Annotated in this window: 19 protein-coding genes; 12 read left to right on the forward strand and 7 right to left on the reverse strand. The window is 57.1% G+C overall.

The window, feature by feature from the left end:
* Positions 1-4 precede the first annotated feature (4 nt).
* Positions 5-1,057 carry a patatin-like phospholipase family protein gene (locus ACQG22_RS03215; protein ID WP_020684448.1) on the forward strand — a complete coding sequence of 351 codons (1,053 nt, stop codon included), beginning with the start codon at positions 5-7 and terminating at the stop codon, positions 1,055-1,057.
* Entirely contained in the window at positions 1,054-1,836 is a 783-nt protein-coding gene (locus ACQG22_RS03220; protein WP_013095486.1) for a metal-dependent hydrolase, read from the forward strand. The genes ACQG22_RS03215 and ACQG22_RS03220 overlap by 4 nt, the downstream gene beginning before the upstream one ends.
* Here ACQG22_RS03220 and ACQG22_RS03225 read toward each other — a convergent pair.
* Both ACQG22_RS03225 and ACQG22_RS03230 read right to left on the reverse strand, forming a co-directional pair.
* Complete coding sequence (locus ACQG22_RS03225) at positions 1,831-2,691, reverse strand: YjjW family glycine radical enzyme activase (RefSeq protein WP_045902517.1); 861 nt, start codon at positions 2,689-2,691, stop codon at positions 1,831-1,833. The genes ACQG22_RS03220 and ACQG22_RS03225 overlap by 6 nt on opposite strands.
* Positions 2,666-4,213: a YjjI family glycine radical enzyme gene (locus tag ACQG22_RS03230; RefSeq protein ID WP_102751633.1), complete on the reverse strand. Its 1,548-nt coding sequence runs from the start codon at positions 4,211-4,213 to the stop codon at positions 2,666-2,668. The genes ACQG22_RS03225 and ACQG22_RS03230 overlap by 26 nt, the downstream gene beginning before the upstream one ends.
* Positions 4,214-4,475: 262 nt before the next feature.
* Between ACQG22_RS03230 and deoC the strand changes: the two genes are divergently transcribed.
* The 4 genes from deoC (at position 4,476) to deoD (ending at position 8,759) form a co-directional block, all read left to right on the forward strand.
* The gene (gene deoC, locus ACQG22_RS03235; RefSeq protein ID WP_180978458.1) at positions 4,476-5,255 is read left to right on the forward strand and encodes a deoxyribose-phosphate aldolase; all 780 of its coding nucleotides are present in this window, start codon (positions 4,476-4,478) and stop codon (positions 5,253-5,255) included.
* Between the two features lie 100 nt (positions 5,256-5,355).
* Positions 5,356-6,678, forward strand: a complete 1,323-nt coding sequence (gene deoA / locus ACQG22_RS03240; RefSeq protein WP_102751635.1) for a thymidine phosphorylase — start codon at positions 5,356-5,358, stop codon at positions 6,676-6,678.
* 51 nt (positions 6,679-6,729) lie between these two features.
* Complete coding sequence (gene deoB, locus ACQG22_RS03245; protein ID WP_013095491.1) at positions 6,730-7,953, forward strand: phosphopentomutase; 1,224 nt, start codon at positions 6,730-6,732, stop codon at positions 7,951-7,953.
* Positions 7,954-8,036: 83 nt separating this feature from the next.
* Positions 8,037-8,759 carry a purine-nucleoside phosphorylase gene (gene deoD / locus ACQG22_RS03250; protein WP_013095492.1) on the forward strand — a complete coding sequence of 241 codons (723 nt, stop codon included), beginning with the start codon at positions 8,037-8,039 and terminating at the stop codon, positions 8,757-8,759.
* A gap of 61 nt (positions 8,760-8,820) precedes the next feature.
* On the opposite strand, the gene lplA is transcribed toward deoD, so the two are convergent.
* On the reverse strand, positions 8,821-9,837 hold the full coding sequence (lplA, locus tag ACQG22_RS03255; RefSeq protein ID WP_057071048.1) for a lipoate--protein ligase LplA: 1,017 nt from the start codon (positions 9,835-9,837) through the stop codon (positions 8,821-8,823).
* 39 nt (positions 9,838-9,876) lie between these two features.
* Positions 9,877-10,521 carry a YtjB family periplasmic protein gene (locus ACQG22_RS03260; RefSeq protein WP_013095494.1) on the reverse strand — a complete coding sequence of 215 codons (645 nt, stop codon included), beginning with the start codon at positions 10,519-10,521 and terminating at the stop codon, positions 9,877-9,879.
* A gap of 117 nt (positions 10,522-10,638) precedes the next feature.
* On the opposite strand from ACQG22_RS03260, the gene serB reads away from it, so the two are divergent.
* The 3 genes from serB to nadR all read left to right on the forward strand — a co-directional run bounded on the left by serB (position 10,639) and on the right by nadR (position 14,336).
* Positions 10,639-11,607, forward strand: a complete 969-nt coding sequence (gene serB, locus ACQG22_RS03265; RefSeq protein ID WP_013095495.1) for a phosphoserine phosphatase — start codon at positions 10,639-10,641, stop codon at positions 11,605-11,607.
* Positions 11,608-11,682: 75 nt separating this feature from the next.
* Positions 11,683-13,068 (forward strand): DNA repair protein RadA, encoded by a 1,386-nt coding sequence (gene radA / locus ACQG22_RS03270; RefSeq protein ID WP_013095496.1) that lies wholly within the window; start codon positions 11,683-11,685, stop codon positions 13,066-13,068.
* Between the two features lie 35 nt (positions 13,069-13,103).
* Complete coding sequence (gene nadR / locus ACQG22_RS03275) at positions 13,104-14,336, forward strand: multifunctional transcriptional regulator/nicotinamide-nucleotide adenylyltransferase/ribosylnicotinamide kinase NadR (RefSeq protein WP_014830583.1); 1,233 nt, start codon at positions 13,104-13,106, stop codon at positions 14,334-14,336.
* A 105-nt stretch (positions 14,337-14,441) separates the two neighbouring features.
* On the opposite strand, the gene ACQG22_RS03280 is transcribed toward nadR, so the two are convergent.
* The gene (locus ACQG22_RS03280) at positions 14,442-15,443 is read right to left on the reverse strand and encodes a zinc-binding alcohol dehydrogenase family protein (protein ID WP_040020126.1); all 1,002 of its coding nucleotides are present in this window, start codon (positions 15,441-15,443) and stop codon (positions 14,442-14,444) included.
* Positions 15,444-15,551: 108 nt separating this feature from the next.
* Between ACQG22_RS03280 and ACQG22_RS03285 the strand changes: the two genes are divergently transcribed.
* Positions 15,552-16,451: a LysR family transcriptional regulator gene (locus ACQG22_RS03285; protein ID WP_369706571.1), complete on the forward strand. Its 900-nt coding sequence runs from the start codon at positions 15,552-15,554 to the stop codon at positions 16,449-16,451.
* Between the two features lie 91 nt (positions 16,452-16,542).
* On the opposite strand, the gene ettA is transcribed toward ACQG22_RS03285, so the two are convergent.
* Positions 16,543-18,210: an energy-dependent translational throttle protein EttA gene (ettA, locus tag ACQG22_RS03290; RefSeq protein ID WP_013095500.1), complete on the reverse strand. Its 1,668-nt coding sequence runs from the start codon at positions 18,208-18,210 to the stop codon at positions 16,543-16,545.
* A 227-nt stretch (positions 18,211-18,437) separates the two neighbouring features.
* Here ettA and sltY point away from each other — a divergent pair, with 227 nt between their 5' ends.
* Both sltY and trpR read left to right on the forward strand, forming a co-directional pair.
* Positions 18,438-20,375, forward strand: coding sequence for a murein transglycosylase (sltY, locus tag ACQG22_RS03295; protein WP_013095501.1), 1,938 nt, complete (start codon positions 18,438-18,440; stop codon positions 20,373-20,375).
* Between the two features lie 55 nt (positions 20,376-20,430).
* Positions 20,431-20,760: a trp operon repressor gene (gene trpR, locus ACQG22_RS03300; protein WP_013095502.1), complete on the forward strand. Its 330-nt coding sequence runs from the start codon at positions 20,431-20,433 to the stop codon at positions 20,758-20,760.
* A gap of 27 nt (positions 20,761-20,787) precedes the next feature.
* On the opposite strand, the gene yjjX is transcribed toward trpR, so the two are convergent.
* The gene (yjjX, locus tag ACQG22_RS03305; RefSeq protein ID WP_029882672.1) at positions 20,788-21,303 is read right to left on the reverse strand and encodes an inosine/xanthosine triphosphatase; all 516 of its coding nucleotides are present in this window, start codon (positions 21,301-21,303) and stop codon (positions 20,788-20,790) included.
* Positions 21,304-21,342: the final 39 nt, after the last annotated feature.

Below are 21,342 nucleotides of genomic sequence, written 5' to 3' on the forward strand. Positions count from 1 at the left end.
AGAGGTGGGGCAACGAATTCCCGTTACGCTCGGCAATATTGCGCCGCTGACGTTAAAACCGTTTCGTGCTGGTCAACTTGCGCTGGTTTGCGAGGGGGGCGGGCAGCGCGGCATTTTTACCGCCGGCGTGCTGGATGAATTTATGCGCGCGCAATTCAACCCGTTTGACCTTTACTTCGGCACGTCTGCCGGGGCGCAGAACTTGTCTGCCTATGTCTGTAACCAGCCTGGCTACGCGCGAAAAGTCATTATGCGCTACACCACGGCGAAAGAATTTTTTAACCCGGTGCGCTTCGTGCGCGGCGGCAACCTGATCGATCTCGACTGGCTGCTGGAATCCACCTCCAGCCAGATGCCGCTGGCGATGGATACCGCCGCACGCCTGTTTGATAGCGGCAAAGAATTCTGGATGTGCGCCAGCCGGGGCGATGATTATTCCCCGGGCTATTTCTCTCCGCAAAAAGAGAACTGGCTGGATATCATCCGTGCCTCCAGCGCCATTCCCGGCTTTTATCGGACCGGCGCGCTGCTGGACGGCATCAGCTATCTCGACGGCGGCATCAGTGACGCGGTGCCGGTGCAGGAAGCGGCCCGGCGGGGGGCAAAAACCATTGTGGTGATCCGCACTGTGCCGTCGCAAATGTACTACACGCCGCAGTGGTTTAAACGGATGGAGCGCTGGCTGGGCGACAGCAGTCTGCAGCCGCTGGTGAATATCGCGAAGCAGCATGAAACCACCTACGGCGCGATGCAACGCTTTATTGAAAAACCGCCGGGTAAGCTGCGTATTTTTGAAATTTATCCGCCGAAACCGCTGGTCAGTATGGCGCTCGGCAGCCGTGTTCCCGCGCTGCGTGCAGATTATAAAACGGGGCGACTGTGCGGACGCTACTTCCTGGCGACGGTTGGAAAAATGCTGGCAGAGCAACCGCCGCTGCACCGGCATAAACACATTATTACGCCGCCTGCGATTGTGGCTAACGATCCGCTGACCGTGCCACTGGTGGATGTCCCGCAGGCGAATGACGCTTTACTGGATAACGAGGATCTGGCGTGACGCACCGTTTTGTTGATACCCACTGCCACTTTGATTTTCCGCCGTTTACGGGGGACGAGACGCAGAGCATTGAGCGCGCCGCTCAGGCGGGTATCCACGCGATGATTGTGCCTGCAATCGAAGTGGACAGATTCGAGCGCGTGCTTGATCTCGCCCGCCGCCATGATGCGCTGTATGCCGCGCTGGGTCTGCATCCTATAGTGATAGAACACCATCTGGACGAACATCTCGACGTACTGGATGCGGCGCTGCAAACCCGCGAAAACAAACTGGTCGCGATGGGTGAGATCGGCCTCGATCTCTATCGCGATAATCCGCAGTTTGAACGCCAGCAGAGGATCTTTGATGCCCAGCTCAGGCTGGCAAAGCGTCACGATCTGCCGGTGATCCTCCACTCACGACGTACGCACGACAAACTGGCGATGCACCTGAAACGCATCGATCTGCCGCGAAAAGGGGTAGTGCACGGTTTCTCCGGTAGCCTGCAGCAGGCGCAGCGTTTTATTGAACTGGGCTATAAGATTGGCGTGGGCGGTACCATTACCTATCCCCGGGCCAGCAAAACGCGCGACGTAATGGCACAGTTACCGCTGTCTGCTCTGTTACTGGAAACGGATGCTCCTGATATGCCATTAAACGGTTTTCAGGGACAGCCGAACCGCCCGGAACAGGCGGCACGCGTGTTTACCACGCTGTGTGAACTGCGTGAGGAGCCGGAAACGGAGATTGCAGATGCGCTGCTGGAAAATACCCGCGCGCTGTTTGGCATCACGCTATAGGTAAAGTGCCGGGCGGATCACCGTGATGTGCTGTTTTTCGAGCGCCAGCGCCAGCGGCTCGATGTCCTCCGGTGTAGCGCTGCGCCATGACGCCGCCTCGCCGTAAACCCCGTGCGCGTGAAACGCGTTAATGCGCACCGGCACATTCCCCAGCCCAAGGATAAATGTTGTCAGGGGCTTAAGATGCTCCAGATAATCGCACTGCTCAGGGATCATCAGTAAACGCAGTTCCGTCAGCCGCTGATGCTGCGCCAGCCAGCGAATGCTTTGCTTAATCTGCGGGTTTTCGCGTCCGGTCAGCACGCGGTGATGTTCGTTTCCCCAGGCCTTGAGATCCACCATCGCGCCATCCAGTACCGGCAGCAGCCTTTGCCAGCCGGTTTCCCCCAGCAGACCGTTGCTGTCCACCAGACACGTCAGGTGGCGCAGGGCGGGATCCGTTTTGATCGCCGTGAACAGGGCGATCAAAAACGGCAACTGGGTGGTGGCTTCGCCGCCGCTCACGGTAACCCCTTCAATAAAAGGGGCGGCTTTACGGACCTGCGCGAGGATCTCTTCCACGCTCAGGCGCTGCGCCATTGGCGTTGCCTGCTGCTGGCACAGATGCAGGCAGGTATCGCACTGCTGGCACCGACTCTCCTGCCACCAGACGCGCCCGGCCTGAATGTTCAGTGCATCGTGCGGGCAGTGGGGCACGCAGTCGCCGCAGTCGTTGCAGCGCCCGATGGTCCACGGGTTGTGGCAGGTTTTACAGCGCAGGTTACAGCCCTGCAGGAAGAGGGCCAGGCGGCTGCCCGGCCCGTCCACGCAGGAGAAGGGGATAACCTGACTAACTAAAGCGCATCTGCTGTTCATGGCTGACCACGCGCGGCTGACGTTCCAGAATGCGGGTATTGCGTGCGGCTTCTTCGCCAAGCCAGGTGGTATTGGTGCGCGATCCGGCTTCGCGATACTGTGCCAGATCCGACAGCCGCACCATATAGCCGGTCACGCGCACCAGCTCGTTACCGGCTACGTTGGCGGTAAATTCCCGCATACCGGCATTAAACGCCCCCAGGCACAGCTGCACGACCGCCTGCGGATTGCGTTTTACCGTCTCATCCAGCGTCAGAATGTCGCTGATCCCGGCGGAGTAGTGCGGGTGATGCGGCGCCACGGCCAGCAGATGAGTGATGGGATCCGGCTCGTCGCCGTACGGCAGACGCGCACCCGGGGTGGTACCGACATCTGAACTTATTCCCGACTGTGCATGGAGCATCGCACGCTGTTTCCAGCCGTATTTCACCGGCGTGTTTTCCACAAACGCCGCCAGCTGCTCGCTGATGCGATAGCCCAGCGCGTTAGCCTGCTCGCTCTTACCGTAACGGCCGTCGATACCCGCTTTTTCGCAAAGCGTATTCACCGCCTCTGCCATGCCGTACATGCCAAACATCGGTACAAAGCGATCGGCATCAATCAGCCCCTCTTTCACCAGGAAGCTATTCTCAAAGAAGCCGGATTGTTGATAGAGAAACGCGCAGCGGGCATCAATGATGGCCATTTGTTGCTGGCAGTAGTGCGGCAACATACGCGTGAAGAAATCGTCGGGTGACGCGCTGTGTTCAGCAATCGCCCGCAGATTGAGGCGGACCAGCGTACTGCCGCCGCCCGCCAGCGGCAGCGAGTTGTAACAGCTCACGATGCCATAGCGGCCTTTTGTGAAAATTTTATCATTCACCGGGCCATGGGAAATATGCGGTTTGCTGCATTCACAGATATTTTTTGCCACCTCAAGCAGGAGATCGTCCGGTGTCACGTCCGGGTCATAAATAAACGTCAGATTCGGTGCAGCCTGCTTCAATTCTGCATCGGCACGCAAAATGGCGCGGGTGATGGGGGTATCTGCCGGACCGATGTTGACGTGCGTAAAGGCGTCCGGCAACGTTCTGTCGAGATAGCGCCAGAAACGTTTTATTCGGCTATCGATCGCTTCTTGTGTTAGAATTCTAACATAGGGTTGCAGTAGAGCATCAAGGTGACCGAGATAGACCGGCATTGATGTTACTGAAGGCACATGATGGTAGAGAATGGTTAACAGCGAGAGCGCGTCATCCAGATCTTTCGCCCCCTCCAGCTCCAGCCATTCTGAACCTTTAGCCAGAAACGTTGCGTAATCCGGCAGAACATAACGGGGTTTATAGGGCGCGTGCCCTTCAAACATGTCGCAGATAAATCCCTTGTCCAGCGCGGCACGAGCCGCCTCAGGAAGTGCCGGATAAGGCAGATTGTTTTCCGCTTCCAGCGCCAGAAAATGACGCTTCTGTTCCGGGGTTAACACCGGGCTTGTCACAATGTGCTGGCAACGTTGTTGCAGGGCGTCGGGGCTGGCGTGGGGCATGTTCGCTTCCTTGATTGTTCTGCGGATGATGAACGGATTGTAGGAAGCCATCCCGTCAGGGCTTTTGATCTGACGAGGGGAATCGCTGCATTCGTCAGCAGTTCACGCATTAAAGTTTGAAGCAGATCTCATTACAGTAATGCAAATTTGTACGTAGTTTTCATTAACTGTGATGAATGTCGAAGTGTGAATGCGGGTGGATGTTAGAATACTCACAGACCCGCAAGGTAAAATTGATACGGCACCGCCGTTGGAGAATGTTATGACCGATTTAACTGCAAGCAGCCTGCGCGCGTTGAAACTGATGGATCTGACCACCCTGAACGATGACGACACCAATGAAAAAGTCATCGCCCTGTGTCATCAGGCGAAAACGCCAGTGGGCAACACTGCCGCTGTCTGCATCTATCCGCGCTTTATCCCGATTGCCCGCAAAACGCTGAAAGAGCAGGGTACCCCGGACGTGCGCATTGCAACCGTAACTAACTTCCCGCACGGCAACGACGATATCGTGATCGCGCTGGCGGAAACCCGCGCGGCGATTGCCTACGGCGCAGACGAAGTTGACGTGGTATTCCCGTACCGTGCGCTGATCGCGGGCAACGAGCAGGTGGGCTTTGACCTGGTGAAAGCCTGTAAAGACGCTTGCGCGGCGGCAAACGTGCTGCTGAAAGTGATCATCGAAACCGGCGAACTGAAAGAAGAAGCGCTGATTCGTAAAGCGTCCGAAATCTCCATCAAAGCCGGTGCGGATTTCATTAAAACCTCTACCGGTAAAGTGCCGGTGAATGCGACCCCGGAAAGCGCGCGCATCATGATGGAAGTGATCCGCGATATGGGCGTGTCCAAAACCGTGGGCTTTAAACCGGCGGGCGGCGTGCGTACTGCGGAAGACGCGCAGCAGTTCCTGGCGATTGCCGACGAGCTGTTCGGCGAAGAGTGGGCGGACTCACGTCACTACCGCTTCGGCGCGTCCAGCCTGCTGGCAAGCCTGCTGAAAGCGCTGGGTCATGGCGACGGTAAGAGCGCCAGCAGCTACTAAGTTTGAATTGCCGGGTGGCGCTACGCTTACCCGGCCTACAGGATCGTGGTCGGGTATATCGTACCCGCCATCATTCACCCGATTCCTCATGGGGGTTACCGTGTTTCTCGCACAAGAAATTATTCGTAAAAAACGTGATGGTCATGCATTAAGCGACGAAGAGATCCGCTTCTTTATCAACGGCATTCGAGATAACACCATCTCAGAAGGGCAGATTGCAGCCCTGGCGATGACCATCTTCTTCCACGATATGTCGATGCCTGAGCGTGTCTCGTTGACCATGGCGATGCGAGATTCAGGAACCGTACTGGACTGGAAGAGCCTCAACCTCAACGGTCCGATTGTCGACAAACACTCCACCGGCGGCGTAGGCGATGTAACGTCTCTGATGCTCGGCCCCATGGTGGCGGCCTGCGGCGGTTATATCCCGATGATCTCCGGGCGCGGCCTGGGACACACCGGCGGTACGCTCGACAAACTGGAAGCCATTCCGGGCTTCGATATCTTCCCGGATGACAACCGCTTCCGCGAAATTATTAAAGACGTTGGCGTGGCGATCATCGGCCAGACCAGCTCGCTTGCCCCGGCAGACAAGCGCTTCTACGCAACCCGCGATATCACCGCAACCGTTGACTCCATCCCGCTGATCACCGCCTCTATTCTGGCGAAGAAACTGGCAGAGGGGCTGGACGCGCTGGTAATGGACGTAAAAGTGGGTAGCGGCGCGTTTATGCCAACCTATGAACTCTCTGCTCAGCTTGCTGAAGCGATCGTTGGCGTCGCCAACGGCGCAGGCGTGCGCACCACCGCACTGCTGACGGACATGAATCAGGTGCTGGCCTCCAGCGCCGGTAACGCCGTCGAAGTGCGCGAAGCCGTTCAGTTCCTGACAGGCGTTTACCGTAACCCACGACTGTTCGACGTGACCATGGCGCTGTGCGTCGAGATGCTGATTTCAGGCAAACTGGCGAAAGACGACGCTGAAGCGCGCGCGAAGCTGCAGGCGGTGCTGGATAACGGCAAAGCGGCAGAGATCTTTGGCCGCATGGTGGCGGCGCAAAAAGGCCCGACCGACTTCGTGGAAAACTACGCGAAATACCTGCCGACCGCGACGCTCAGCAAAGCCGTTTATGCCGATAGCGAAGGTTTTGTCTCTGCTATGGACACCCGTGCACTGGGTATGGCGGTGGTCTCGATGGGCGGCGGCCGTCGTCAGGCATCGGACACCATTGATTACAGCGTTGGCTTTACCGATATGGCCCGTCTGGGCGACAGCGTTGACGGAGAACGTCCGCTGGCGGTGATCCACGCCAAAGACGAAGCCAGCTGGCAGGAGGCGGCGAAGGCGATGAAAGCGGCTATTACGCTTGCTGATAAAGCACCAGAAAGCTCGCCTTCGGTCTATCGTCGTATCACCGAATAGCGGTATACTGATCTGATCAATCATTTTTAGCACTACGTACGGAGAACAATTATGAAACGTGCATTTATTATGGTGCTGGACTCATTCGGCATCGGCGCAACCGAAGATGCAGAACGTTTTGGTGACGTGGGTTCCGATACCATGGGTCACATCGCGGAAGCCTGTGCGAAAGGCGAAGCGGACAACGGTCGTAAAGGCCCTCTGACTCTGCCCAATCTGACCCGCCTCGGTCTGGTGAAAGCGCATGAAGGTTCTACCGGTAAAATCGCTGCCGGTATGGACGGCAACGCGGAAGTGGTGGGCGCTTACGCCTGGGCGCATGAGCTCTCTTCCGGTAAAGACACCCCGTCTGGACACTGGGAAATCGCCGGTGTGCCGGTTCTGTTTGACTGGGGCTATTTCTCCGATCACGAGAACAGCTTCCCGCAGGAACTGCTTGATAAGCTGGTGAAACGCGCCAACCTGCCGGGCTACCTCGGTAACTGCCACTCTTCCGGTACCGTGATTCTGGATCAGCTCGGCGAAGAGCACATGAAAACCGGTAAGCCGATTTTCTACACCTCTGCTGACTCCGTATTCCAGATTGCCTGCCACGAAGAGACGTTTGGCCTGGATAAACTGTACGAGCTGTGCGAAATCGCCCGTGAAGAGCTGACCGAAGGCGGCTACAACATTGGTCGTGTTATCGCGCGTCCGTTTATCGGCGACAAAGCGGGTAACTTCCAGCGTACCGGTAACCGTCACGACCTGGCCGTTGAGCCACCGGCACCTACCGTGCTGCAGAAACTGGTTGATGAGAAAGGCGGTCACGTGGTTTCCGTGGGTAAAATCGCCGATATCTACGCCAACTGCGGTATCACCAAAAAGGTGAAAGCCACCGGCCTGGATGCGCTGTTTGACGCGACCGTCAAAGAGATGAAAGAAGCAGGTGATAACACCATCGTCTTCACCAACTTCGTCGACTTCGACTCCTCCTGGGGCCACCGTCGCGACGTGGCGGGTTATGCGGCTGGCCTGGAGCTGTTCGACCGTCGTCTGCCAGAGCTGATGGAGCTGGTGGGTGAAGATGACATTCTGATCCTGACCGCTGACCACGGCTGTGACCCAACCTGGACCGGTACTGACCACACTCGTGAGCACATTCCGGTGCTGGTGTATGGCCCGAAAGTGAAACCGGGCTCGCTGGGTCACCGTGAAACCTTCGCGGACATCGGCCAGACGATTGCGAAATATTTTGGCACGTCTGACATGGAATATGGCAAGGCGATGTTCTGAGTTATGTTGGGTGCGGCCTGATGCCCTCACCCCAACCCTCTCCCACGGGGAGAGGGCGAATTTACAATGAAAAGGAACTGAAGATGGCAACTCCTCACATTAACGCAGAAATGGGTGATTTCGCTGACGTCGTATTGATGCCGGGCGACCCGCTGCGCGCGAAACACATTGCAGAAACTTTCCTGGAAGACGTGCGTGAAGTGAACAACGTTCGCGGCATGCTGGGCTTCACCGGAACGTACAAAGGCCGCAAAATCTCCGTGATGGGCCACGGTATGGGTATTCCATCCTGCTCCATCTACACCAAAGAGCTGATCACCGACTTCGGCGTGAAGAAAATCATCCGTGTTGGCTCCTGCGGCGCGGTGCGCATGGACGTTAAACTGCGTGACGTGGTGATTGGTATGGGTGCCTGCACCGATTCCAAAGTCAACCGTATGCGTTTCAAAGATCACGACTTCGCGGCGATTGCTGATTTCGGCATGGTGCGTAACGCGGTTGACGCGGCTAAAGCGCTGGGCGTTGATGCTCGCGTGGGTAACCTGTTCTCTGCGGATCTGTTCTATGCGCCGGACGGCGGCGAGATGTTCGACGTAATGGAAAAATACGGCATCCTGGGCGTGGAAATGGAAGCGGCGGGCATCTACGGCGTCGCGGCTGAGTTCGGTGCGAAAGCACTGACCATCTGCACCGTCTCTGACCACATCCGTACCCACGAGCAGACCACGGCTGCTGAGCGTCAGACCACCTTCAACGACATGATCAAAATCGCGCTGGAATCCGTTCTGCTGGGCGATAAAGAGTAATTCTGTCTCTTCCGACCCTCTCCCTGTGGGAGAGGGTTGGGGTGAGAGCACCAGGCCGCACCTAGCGCACGGCCCGTGCAATCCACGCTGACAACTCCCTCAGCTCATTTTCCTGCCCCGGGAAATCCCCGATCAACGCATCGCATTCCTGCTGCAGCATATCCGCCCGATACAAACAGCCCTGCAAACGAGCCGCCAGCGCCTCTAACGGCGCCGGGTTAAGGCTGTCCGTAAATACCTGCGTGCGGGTGATATGACCTTTCTCTACGTCAAAGTGCAGCTCCACGCCGCCCCAGGTAAAGCGTTCGTCCAGCAGATGCGAAAAGGCAGGCGCCTGGCCAAAGTTCCACTCCCAACTGCTCTGGCGGGCAAAGGTTTCGGCGAAATTGGGCAGATCCGGGGTTTTATCCGGGGAGATCACCTCTGCCTCTACGCGCTCACCGTAATGGGCAAAGAAGGCTTCCTGGATCGCCTCGCAGATTTGCGCGTGAGTGATGTCCGGCAGAAGCTCAACCAGGTTGGCCACGCGCCCCCGCACGGAAGTGATCCCTTTGGCCTGCAGTTTTTTCTTGTCGGGATTCAGGTAGTTCGCCAGACGGCTGAGATCGGCGTTAAGAAGAAGGGTGCCGTGGTGGAAGCCGCGATCCAGTGTTTCGCGATAGGCTGAGCCTGACACTTTGCGATCTCCGTCGGGCGTTTTGACCACCAGATCGTTACGCCCGGAGGCTTCTGCCGTCACGCCGAGCGAATTGAGCGCGTTGAGGACAATGGACGTTGAGATGGTCTTGTCGTATTCCGGCTTACCCGCCATAAAGGTAAAGCAGGTATTGCCCAGATCGTGGAATACCGCACCACCGCCGCTGCTGCGGCGCGCCAGACGGACGTTGTCCTCTTCCATACGCCGGGTGTTACACTCTTTCCACGGATTCTGCGCGCGGCCAATGACCACCGTGTCGGCGTTGCGCCAGAGAAACAGCACGCGTTGGGTGGCGGGCATCTGGCGGAAGATGCACTCTTCCACCGCAAGATTAAACCACGGATCGTAAGAGTCAGAGAGCAGCAGGCGTAACGTCGTCATGGCAGAGTTCCTTTTCCGAATCATCAGCCTACTTTATCACTAATCTTTCTTTTCGCTCTCTTCGTCTTCAGGAACAGATTTGCTGGCGGTCAGCAGGAAGGGCGACTGCTGCCAGCGGGTGCGCTTGCCCTGCAGCAAGGTGCGGGCCAGTACCACGCCAATGGCGAGGGAGAGCAGGAGCATCAGACGGAGTATATTGGTGGTGTTATCCACCTGTTTGGCTTCCGTGGGCAGGGTATGGGTGTCGAGCGTCAGGCGCAGATACCCCAGCGGACCATTTTTGCCCTGAATAGGTTCGACGATCTGCTGGTTAAAGTAGCCCCCGGCTTTTTTACCGTCCAGCGCCAGCCTGTCGCGTACGTCGACATGCTCGCCCGCGCGGGCAATCAGATCGCCTTTTTCATCGTAGACACCGGCATCCAGGATACGGCTGTTCTCGGTTAACTGACGCAAAACCTGGCTGATGCGTTTGTCATCCGGCGTTTCGGTACGCATAGCGGGCGCGACGTTAAGCGTAACCTGACGCGCCAGCGTGCGGGCCAGCTCCTCAAACTGCGGATTCCGTTGCCGTTGATGATTCTGGCTAAACCACGACGCCCCTTGCATCAGCACCACTAACAGGGCGAGACAGAAAAGGACGATCACGGCGCGATGAAGCCGGAATTTCAGTTTTGCGCGAGCCATATTCCACCTGCTGAAAATTTACGGCTTAATGTTGCCAGAAGTGATGGTTACAGGGTAGCCTCATGCGTTATTTTCCCTCTGGAACCTTCCGGCGCGAACGAAATTACAGGAGCTTCAATGCCGAACATTACCTGGTGCGACCTGCCAACGGATGTCTCTTTATGGCCAGGATTGCCGCTCTCTTTAAGTGGCGATGAGGTGATGCCTCTGGATTACCACGCTGGCCGTAGCGGCTGGCTGCTGTACGGACGCGGCCTGGATAAGCAACGCCTTACCCAATATCAAACTAAACTGGGTGCGGCGATGGTGATTGTCGCCGCCTGGTGTGTGGAAGATTATCAGGTCATTCGCCTGGCCGGTTCCCTGACGCAGCGTGCGACGCGTCTGGCGCACGACGCCGGGCTGGACGTTGCCCCGCTGGGTAAAATCCCCCATCTGAAAACGCCGGGTCTGCTGGTGATGGATATGGACTCTACCGCCATCCAGATTGAGTGTATCGATGAGATCGCCAAACTGGCGGGCAGCGGCGAGCTGGTGGCGGAAGTGACCGAGCGCGCGATGCGCGGCGAGCTGGATTTTACTGCCAGCCTGAGACAGCGCGTGGCGACCCTCAAAGGGGCCGATGCCAATATCCTGCGTCAGGTGCGCGATGAACTGCCGCTGATGCCCGGGCTGACGCAACTGGTGCTGAAGCTCCAGTCGCTGGGCTGGAAAGTGGCGATCGCCTCCGGTGGCTTTACCTTCTTCGCGGATTACCTGCGGGAAAAACTGCATCTGACCACCGTGGTCGCCAACGAGCTGGAGATCATGGACGGTAAGCTGACCGGGCAGGTGCTCGGCGATATCGTGGATGCGCAGTATAAAGCCAATACGCTGAGCCGACTGGCCGAGAAATATGAAATTCCGGTTGCCCAGACCGTTGCCATTGGCGATGGCGCAAACGATCTGCCGATGATCAAAGTTGCCGGTCTTGGCATTGCCTACCATGCCAAGCCAAAAGTGAATGAAAAGACGGAAGTGACTATCCGTCACGCTGACCTGATGGGGGTGTTCTGCATCCTCTCCGGCAGCCTGAATCAGAAATAACGGTATGCGATTGTAGGCCGGGTAAGCGTTAGCGTCACCCGGCGCGCAGGCCGCACTGAAATAACGAGGTAAACCGTGGCTAAAGCCCCAAAACGCGCATTTGTCTGTAATGAATGTGGTGCGGATTATCCGCGCTGGCAGGGGCAATGCAGCGCCTGTCATGCCTGGAACACCATCACCGAAGTGCGTGGTGTGGCGGCTTCGCCGAGCGTGGCCCGCAATGAACGCCTGAGCGGCTATGCGGGTAATGCCGGTGTGGCAAAAGTCCAAAAACTGTCAGAAATCAGTCTGGAAGCGTTGCCGCGCTTCTCCACCGGCTTCAAAGAATTTGACCGCGTACTTGGCGGCGGCGTGGTGCCGGGCAGTGCGATCCTGATCGGCGGTAACCCGGGAGCGGGTAAATCGACCCTGCTGCTGCAAACGCTCTGCAAGCTCGCCGAGCAGATGAAAACCCTGTACGTCACTGGCGAAGAGTCCCTGCAGCAGGTGGCGATGCGAGCACACCGTCTGGGGTTACCTACCGGCAATCTGAATATGCTGTCGGAAACCAGCATTGAGCAGATCTGCATGATTGCTGAAGAAGAGCAGCCGAAGCTGATGGTGATTGACTCCATCCAGGTGATGCACATGGCGGATATTCAGTCCTCGCCGGGCAGCGTGGCGCAGGTGCGTGAGACCGCCGCGTATCTGACGCGTTTTGCCAAAACCCGCGGCGTGGCGATTGTAATGGTCGGCCACGTTACAAAAGATGGTTCCCTGGCGGGGCCAAAAGTGCTTGAGCACTGTATCGACTGCTCCGTGATGCTGGACGGCGACGCAGACTCCCGCTTCCGTACCCTGCGCAGCCACAAAAACCGCTTTGGTGCGGTGAACGAGCTAGGCGTATTTGCCATGACCGAGCAGGGGCTGCGCGAAGTCAGCAACCCGTCGGCCATCTTCCTGAGCCGGGGAGATGAAGTCACCTCCGGCAGTTCGGTGATGGTGCTGTGGGAGGGGACGCGCCCGCTGCTCGTTGAAATTCAGGCGCTGGTGGATCACTCGATGATGGGTAACCCGCGGCGCGTGGCGGTTGGTCTGGAACAGAACCGTCTGGCGATCCTGCTGGCGGTGCTACACCGTCATGGTGGCCTGCAAATGGCCGATCAGGACGTCTTCGTCAACGTGGTCGGGGGCGTGAAAGTTTCAGAGACCAGTGCCGATCTGGCGCTGCTGCTGGCGATGGTCTCCAGTCTGCGTGACAGACCGCTGCCGCAGGATCTGGTGGTCTTCGGCGAAGTGGGGCTGGCCGGGGAGATCCGCCCGGTGCCCAGCGGCCAGGAGCGCATCTCCGAGGCGGCGAAACATGGCTTCCGCCGGGCGATTGTGCCGGCGGCCAACGTGCCGAAGAAGATCCCCGAAGGGATGCAGGTCTTTGGCGTTAAAAAACTCGCAGATGCGTTAAATGTCTTTGACGACTTATAATTACGTATTCGATTTTGCAGGAGGCACCGTAATTTATGTCATCATTTGACTACATCAAGACCGCAATCCGTCAGAAAGGCTGCACGCTACAGCAGGTGGCTGACGCCAGCGGCATGACGAAAGGCTATCTTAGCCAGTTGCTGAACGCCAAAATCAAAAGCCCCAGCGCGCAAAAGCTTGAAGCGTTACATCGCTTTCTGGGGCTTGAATTCCCGCGTATGCAAAAGAACATCGGCGTGGTGTTTGGTAAGTTTTACCCGCTGCATACCGGCCATATCTACCTGATCCAGCGCGCTTGTAGCCAGGTCGACGAGCTGCACATCATCATGGGTTACGATGAAACCCGTGACCGTCAGCTGTTTGAAGACAGCGCCATGTCGCAGCAGCCGACGGTGCCGGATCGCCTGCGCTGGCTGCTTCAGACCTTCAAATATCAGAAAAACATTCGCATTCATGCCTTTAACGAAGAGGGCATGGAGCCGTATCCACACGGCTGGGACGTGTGGAGCAACGGCATTAAAGCGTTTATGGAAGAGAAGGGCATTGCGCCCAACTGGATCTACACCTCTGAAGAGTCCGACGCACCGCAGTTCCGCGAGCATCTGGGCATTGAAACGGTGCTGATCGATCCTAAGCGTACATTCATGAACATCAGCGGGGCGCAGATCCGCGAAAACCCGTTCCGCTACTGGGATTACATCCCGACCGAAGTGAAGCCGTTCTTTGTGCGCACAGTTGCGATTCTGGGCGGTGAATCCAGCGGGAAATCGACGCTGGTTAACAAGCTGGCAAATATCTTCAATACTACCAGCGCGTGGGAATACGGACGTGATTATGTCTTTTCCCATCTGGGGGGAGACGAGATGGCGCTGCAGTATTCTGATTACGACAAAATCGCGCTAGGCCATGCTCAGTACATTGATTTCGCGGTGAAATACGCCAACAAAGTGGCCTTCATCGACACCGATTTTGTCACCACACAAGCTTTCTGTAAGAAGTATGAAGGACGCGAGCACCCGTTCGTACAGGCGCTGATCGATGAATATCGCTTCGACCTGGTGATCCTGCTGGAAAACAACACGCCATGGGTCGCCGACGGGATGCGCAGCCTCGGTAGCTCAGTGGACAGAAAAGAGTTCCAGACGATGCTGGTGGAGATGCTTCACGAGAACAACGTGGAGTTTGTCCACGTTGAAGCGTCGGATTACGACACCCGTTTCCTGCGCTGCGTCGAGCTGGTGAAGGAGATGATGGGGGAGCAGGGGTAAATTCACAGGTTTGCCCTTCTCCCTAACCCTCTCCCCATGGGGGAGAGGGGATCGTACGGAGCTGTCTTTACCCTCTCCCCCGTGGGGAGAGGGGGAATTATCCACTCAGAACGCAACCACCACCTTCCCGCGCATATGCCCGTCCAGCACTTTGCGGTGGGCCTCGGTAATGCTTTCCACGCTCAGCCCGTGCAGCGTTTCGCTGAGCGAGCTCTCCACCACGCCGTTATCCACCAGCTTCGCCACCTCGTTTAAGATCTCACCCTGACGCGCCATATCGGCAGTCTGGTACATGCTGCGGGTATACATGAATTCCCAGTGCAGGGCGGCGGATTTGGATTTCAGCTTGTCCTGGTTCAGCGGGTGCGCATTTTCGACGATGGAGCAGATGTGTCCCTGCGGTGCAATCAGTTCGCTGACCGCGTCCCAGTGGCCATCGGTATCATTGAGGATAAAAATATAATCCACAAAGGTGATGCCTTGTTTGGCCAGTTCACCTTGCAGATCGCGATAATTCACCACCAGATCCGCGCCGCGATCGCGACACCATTGGGCTGAGTCTTCCCGCGACGCGGTGGCGATGACCCTGACCTTGCTGTTGTGCTTCGCAAACGGGATCGCAAGGGAGCCTACGCCGCCGGCACCGCCGATGATCAGCAGCGTTTTGTCCGACCCGGCATCCTGAATGTTCAGGCGCTCAAACAGCCCTTCCCAGGCGGTGAGCGCGGTCAGCGGCAATGCGGCAGCGGCATCCCAGCCAAGGCTTGTCGGTTTGTGTCCGACAATACGCGCATCAATCAGCTGATGCGTGGCATTACTGCCCGGACGGGTAATATCACCCGCGTACCACACTTCGTCGCCCGGTTTGAAGCCGGTGACGCTTGTCCCCACCGCTTTGACGACACCGCTGGCATCCCAGCCGAGAATGCGTGGCGCCTGCAGGCCGTTTTTAACAAGACTCGCATGCACTTTGGTATCGACCGGGTTGATGGAAACGGCTTTTACTTCCACCAGCAGATCGTGTTCACCGGGCTGTGGCATCGGTTGGGTGATCTCAATAAAAGCTGCGGGATTTTCAGGATTAACGGCAATGGCTTTAACAGACATGATCAACTCCTCAATGGAATGCGTTTTGTTGAGGCTAGTCTATTAAGTGGTCATGCGCATGATAAGATGGACAATCAAGAACGGAGTGTTCGTATAGGGTGAACAATCATGTTTAAACAGCTTCAGGATATGGCGCTGTTTGCGCTGGTGGCGGAGATGGGCAGTTTTACCGCCGCAGCGCAGAAAGCAGACCTGCCGAAATCCAGCGTTAGCCAGCGGATTAGCCAGCTTGAGCAGCAGGTGGGGATCCGCCTGCTAAACCGCACCACGCGCAGGCTGAATCTGACCTTTGCGGGGGAGCACTATCTGGTGCATTGTCGCGAGATGCTGGCGGCCAGTGAAAGGGCGGAGTATGCCATTCAGCGTCTGCGTGAAAACCCCAGCGGGCGGCTTCGTATCACCTGCCCGGCGGGCATTGGCGCGACGTTACTGGCACACCTGAATGCCGAGTTTCAGCTCCGCTATCCTGACGTTTCGCTGGATGTCTCTATTTCTGACGATGTGCTCGATCTGGTGGAGTCTGGCTTTGACGTGGCGCTGCGTACCGGTAAACCGCAGGACTCCTCGCTGATTGGCCGCATGATTGGCCACTGTCCGCGCTATATGCTGGCCTCACCGGAATATCTGGCACGCCGGGAGCCGCTGCACCATCCCCGCCAGCTGGTGGATCACCGCTGTATTACCCACAAGGCCTGGTCTGAATGGCTCCTGCAAAGCGAGAGTGAGGATTACCGCTATCTGCCGGACAATGCGCATATGACGGATAATCTTGTTTATGCTCGTGAGTGCGCGGTAGCTGGTGCGGGGATCACACTCTTACCCGCTTTTTTGCTGGAAGATAAAATTGAAAAAGGGGCGCTGGTGCAGGTGCTACCGGAGTGGAACGTTGAAGGAAACGATCTCTGGATCGCCTATCCGAGCCGTAAGCTCAATTCGCCTGCGCTGATGAGCTATATCGAGTTTGCGATGCAGTTTGATGAGGTGAAGCGGTTTTACGTGGGTGGGTGATTATGTGCGGCCTGATGCCCTCACCCTGACCCTCTCCCACGGGGAGAGGGCACAAACATAAAAAACGGCAACCGAAGTTGCCGTTTTACTTTTATTTCGCAATACGCTTGTACTTAATACGCTTCGGCTCCAGCGCGTCTGCGCCCAGCGTGCGTTTCTTGTACTCTTCGTATTCGGTGAAGTTACCTTCGAAGAACTCTACCTTACCTTCATCCTGGTAGTCCAGAATGTGGGTGGCGATACGGTCAAGGAACCAACGGTCGTGCGAGATAACCATGGCACAGCCCGGGAACTCCAGCAGGGCGTTTTCCAGCGCGCGCAGGGTTTCGATGTCGAGGTCGTTGGTTGGTTCATCGAGCAGCAGTACGTTACCGCCAACCTGCAGCAGCTTCGCCAGATGCAGACGACCACGCTCACCACCGGACAACTCGCCGACGCGTTTACCCTGATCGGTACCTTTGAAGTTAAAGCGGCCAACGTAGGCACGGCTTGGCATCTCGGTGTTACCGATACGCATGATATCCAGCCCGCCGGACACTTCTTCCCACACGGTTTTGCTGTTATCCATTGCGTCACGGAACTGGTCAACGGACGCCAGTTTCACCGTTTCACCCAGGGTGATAGAGCCGCTGTCTGGCTGCTCCTGACCGGACATCATACGGAACAGGGTGGATTTACCCGCGCCGTTCGGACCGATGATACCGACGATGGCACCCTTCGGTACGGAGAAGGAGAGATCGTCGATCAGCACGCGGTCACCGTAAGATTTACGCAGGTTGCTGACTTCGACCACTTTATCCCCCAGACGCGCGCCAGGTGGAATAAACAGTTCGTTGGTTTCGTTACGTTTCTGGTATTCGGTGTTGTTCAGCTCTTCGAAGCGTGCCAGACGGGCTTTGCCCTTAGACTGACGGCCCTTCGTGCCCTGACGTACCCACTCCAGCTCTTTCTCAATAGACTTACGGCGTGCTGCTTCAGCAGACGCTTCCTGCGCCAGACGCTGATCTTTCTGCTCCAGCCAGGAAGAGTAGTTGCCTTCCCATGGGATACCCTCGCCGCGGTCCAGCTCCAGGATCCAGCCCGCCACGTTGTCGAGGAAGTAACGGTCGTGGGTGATCGCCACCACGGTGCCTTCGAAGTCGTGCAGGAAGCGTTCCAGCCACGCCACGGATTCCGCATCCAGGTGGTTAGTGGGTTCGTCGAGCAGCAGCATGTCTGGTTTTTCCAGCAGCAGACGGCACAGCGCCACGCGGCGACGCTCACCACCGGAGAGGTTGGCGATTTTCGCATCCCAGTCCGGCAGACGCAGGGCGTCAGCGGCGCGCTCCAGCTGCACGTTCAGGTTGTGACCGTCGTGCGCCTGGATAATCTCTTCAAATTTGCCTTGCTGAGCGGCCAGTTTATCGAAGTCCGCATCTGGCTCGGCGTATTTGGCATACACTTCATCCAGACCTTTCAGCGCGTTAACCACTTCGGATACCGCTTCTTCAACCGATTCACGAACGGTGTGTTCAGGGTTCAGCTGAGGTTCCTGCGGCAGGTAGCCAATTTTGATGCCTGGCTGCGGACGGGCTTCACCTTCGATGTCTGTATCGATGCCGGCCATGATGCGCAGCAGGGTGGACTTACCGGCACCGTTGAGGCCCAGAACACCGATTTTTGCGCCCGGGAAGAAGCTCAGCGAGATATTTTTAAGAATATGACGTTTCGGCGGTACCACTTTGCCGACACGATGCATGGTATAAACGAATTGAGCCACGTTGGACTTCGCCTCTTTTATCGTGATGAAAAGGAATTTCAGCCTCGAAGTGTAGCCTTTTTCCCGCCCTAATCCCAGCCAGGAACGTCGGGAGTGTTAAAACGCGCAGGAAAGGTAAAAAAGTGTCCGTAACGTGGCGCGTTCCGGGATGCCTGGTTAGCATAAGTTAATTAGACTTTGACGTGGCAAGACGCTGCAATTGACGAAAAAACAATGAGGAAGAGCTTGTGGAAAAAGCCAAACGGGTGGTCTGGCGTCTGCTGGCGGCCAGCGTATGCGTAATGGCGGTAAGCCAGGCGGTGCATGCCGATTCACTGGATGAACAACGTAACCGCTACGCCCAGATTAAACAGGCGTGGGACAACAAACAGATGGATACTGTGCAGGCGTTGATGCCGACGCTGAAAGACTATCCTCTCTATCCCTATCTGGAGTATCGCCAGATTACTGACGATCTCATGAATCAACCCACGGTCACCGTGAATAACTTCATTCAGGCGAACCCGACCCTGCCGCCCGCCCGGAACCTGCAGTCTCGTTTTGTAAACGAGCTGGCGCGTCGTGAAGACTGGCGCGGACTGCTGGCGTTCAGCCCGGAAAAACCGAACACCACGGAAGCCCAGTGTAACTATTACTATGCAAAATGGGCCACCGGTCAGCAGGAGGAAGCCTGGGCCGGGGCAAAAGAGCTGTGGCTGACCGGGAAAAGCCAGCCTAACGCCTGTGATTCGCTCTTTGGTGCCTGGCGTGCTTCCGGTAAACAGGATCCGCTGGCTTACCTTGAACGTATCCGTCTGGCGATGAAAGCGGGAAACACGCGTCTGGTGATGGCTCTGGCGGGTCAAATGCCGTCGGATTACCAGACCATTTCCACGGCCGTGATGTCGCTGGCAAACGACCCCAACAGCGTTCTGACCTTTGCCCGCAGCACGGGAGCGACCGATTTTACCCGACAGATGGCGGCGGTGGCCTTTGCCAGCGTGGCGCGTGACGATGTCGAAAACGCGCGGCTGATGATCCCGCAGCTTGTACAGGCACAGCAGCTCAATGAAGAGCAAACCCAGGAACTGCGCGACATCGTGGCGTGGAGACTGATGGGCTCGGACGTAACCGACGAACAGGCCCGCTGGCGGGACGATGCCATTATGCGTTCCAACTCCACGTCGCTGGTGGAACGTCGCGTGCGCATGGCGCTGGGGACGGGCGATCGTAAAGGCCTTAATACCTGGCTTGCGCGTCTGCCGATGGAAGCCAAAGAGAAAGACGAATGGCGCTACTGGCAGGCGGATCTGCTGATGGAGCGGGGACGCGATGACGAAGCCAAAGAGATCCTCCACGCGCTGATGCAGCAGCGAGGCTTCTACCCAATGGTGGCCGCGCAGCGTCTGGGTGAGGAGTACACCTTCCGCATTGATAAAGCGCCGGGTAACGCCAGCCCGGCGTTGACCCAGGGGCCGGAAATGGCGCGCGTGCGCGAGCTGATGTACTGGAATATGGACAACACCGCCCGTAGCGAGTGGGCGAATCTGGTCACCAGCCGCACTACGGATGAGAAAGCCCAGCTTGCCCGTTACGCCTTTGATAACCACTGGTGGGATCTGAGCGTTCAGGCGACGATCGCCGGTAAGCTGTGGGATCATCTCGAAGAACGTTTCCCGCTGGCCTACAAAGATCTGTTCGATCGCTACACCAGCGGTAAAGATATTCCGCAAAGCTATGCCATGGCGATTGCCCGTCAGGAGAGCGCCTGGAACCCGAAAGTCCGTTCCCCGGTAGGGGCCAGCGGCCTGATGCAGATTATGCCGGGCACGGCGACGCATACGGTGAAGATGTTTAATATCCCGGGATACAGCAGTCCATCACAGCTGCTGGATCCGGATACCAACATCAACATTGGTACCAGCTATCTGCAGTACGTCTATCAGCAGTTTGGTAACAACCGCATTTTCGCCTCTGCGGCGTATAACGCGGGCCCAGGGCGTGTGCGTACCTGGCTGGGTAACAGCGCCGGACGCATCGACGCCGTGGCGTTTGTCGAGAGCATTCCGTTCTCAGAAACGCGCGGCTACGTGAAGAACGTGCTGGCGTATGATGCCTATTACCGTTACTTCATGGGGCAAAAAGATACCCTGATGAGCGATGCGGAGTGGCAGAGACGTTACTGATTGGGATGGGTTGTGTTATGCTGTACTCGTTAATGAGTACAACAGGCGGTATAACATGACCCAGCATTCCCCGTATTCCTCGGCACTGGCCGAACAACGTCATCAGGAGTGGCTTCGTTTTGTGGAGTTGCTCCGCCAGTCTTACGACCAGGATCTGCATTTACCCCTGCTGCAACTGATGCTGACGCCGGACGAGCGTGAGGCGTTGGGCACGCGCGTGCGGATCATCGAAGAGTTACTGCGCGGTGAGATGAGCCAGCGTGAGCTCAAAAACGAGCTGGGCGCGGGGATCGCGACGATCACCCGCGGTTCAAACAGCCTGAAGTCTGCGCCGGTTGAGCTGCGTCAGTGGCTGGAAGCGGTATTGCTGAAAAACGCCGGATGACGGCTGCGCCTTATCCGGCCTACACGTTCAACGATAAATGGCGTTATGGAACGGGCTTAACGCCAGGATCACCGCCTGATGGTAAACGCTTGAGCGCGTAAGCGCGCCAGCAGTAAAGACGCCAATCGCTCCTTCTTTACGGCCTATTTCATCAATGCCGGTGTACTGCGACATCACTGGCCCGAGCGCTTCGCCTGCGCGCACTTTTTCCAGAATGATGTCCGGCAGCGGCAGGGTGGCCGAGCGTGCTTCACCGCGCTGTTCACGGCTTTCGATAACCACCCAGCTAAACGTCGCGCCCTCGTCAATTCCCGCTTCAATGGCGACCCAGAAGTCGGCATCGGGTGCGGCCGCTTTCGCATTTAACACGCGATTTCGTGCGCCAGCGCGCGTTTCTTCGCTGCCAAACGGCTGTTCAGGAACGCCACTCTCGACGCCGACGGCATCAATATGGCAGGATCCTTCGCCGAAAATCTCTTCAAATGCCCTTAGAATTGCCTGAATTTTGGCAGGATTGGTGGTAGCAGAGACAACATGGTGCATAATTAAGCTCGATTCAAAAAAACTCATCGCAGTATAACG

This window comes from Enterobacter cloacae complex sp. 309I3 (assembly GCF_050031595.1).
GTDB lineage: Bacteria > Pseudomonadota > Gammaproteobacteria > Enterobacterales > Enterobacteriaceae > Enterobacter > Enterobacter cloacae.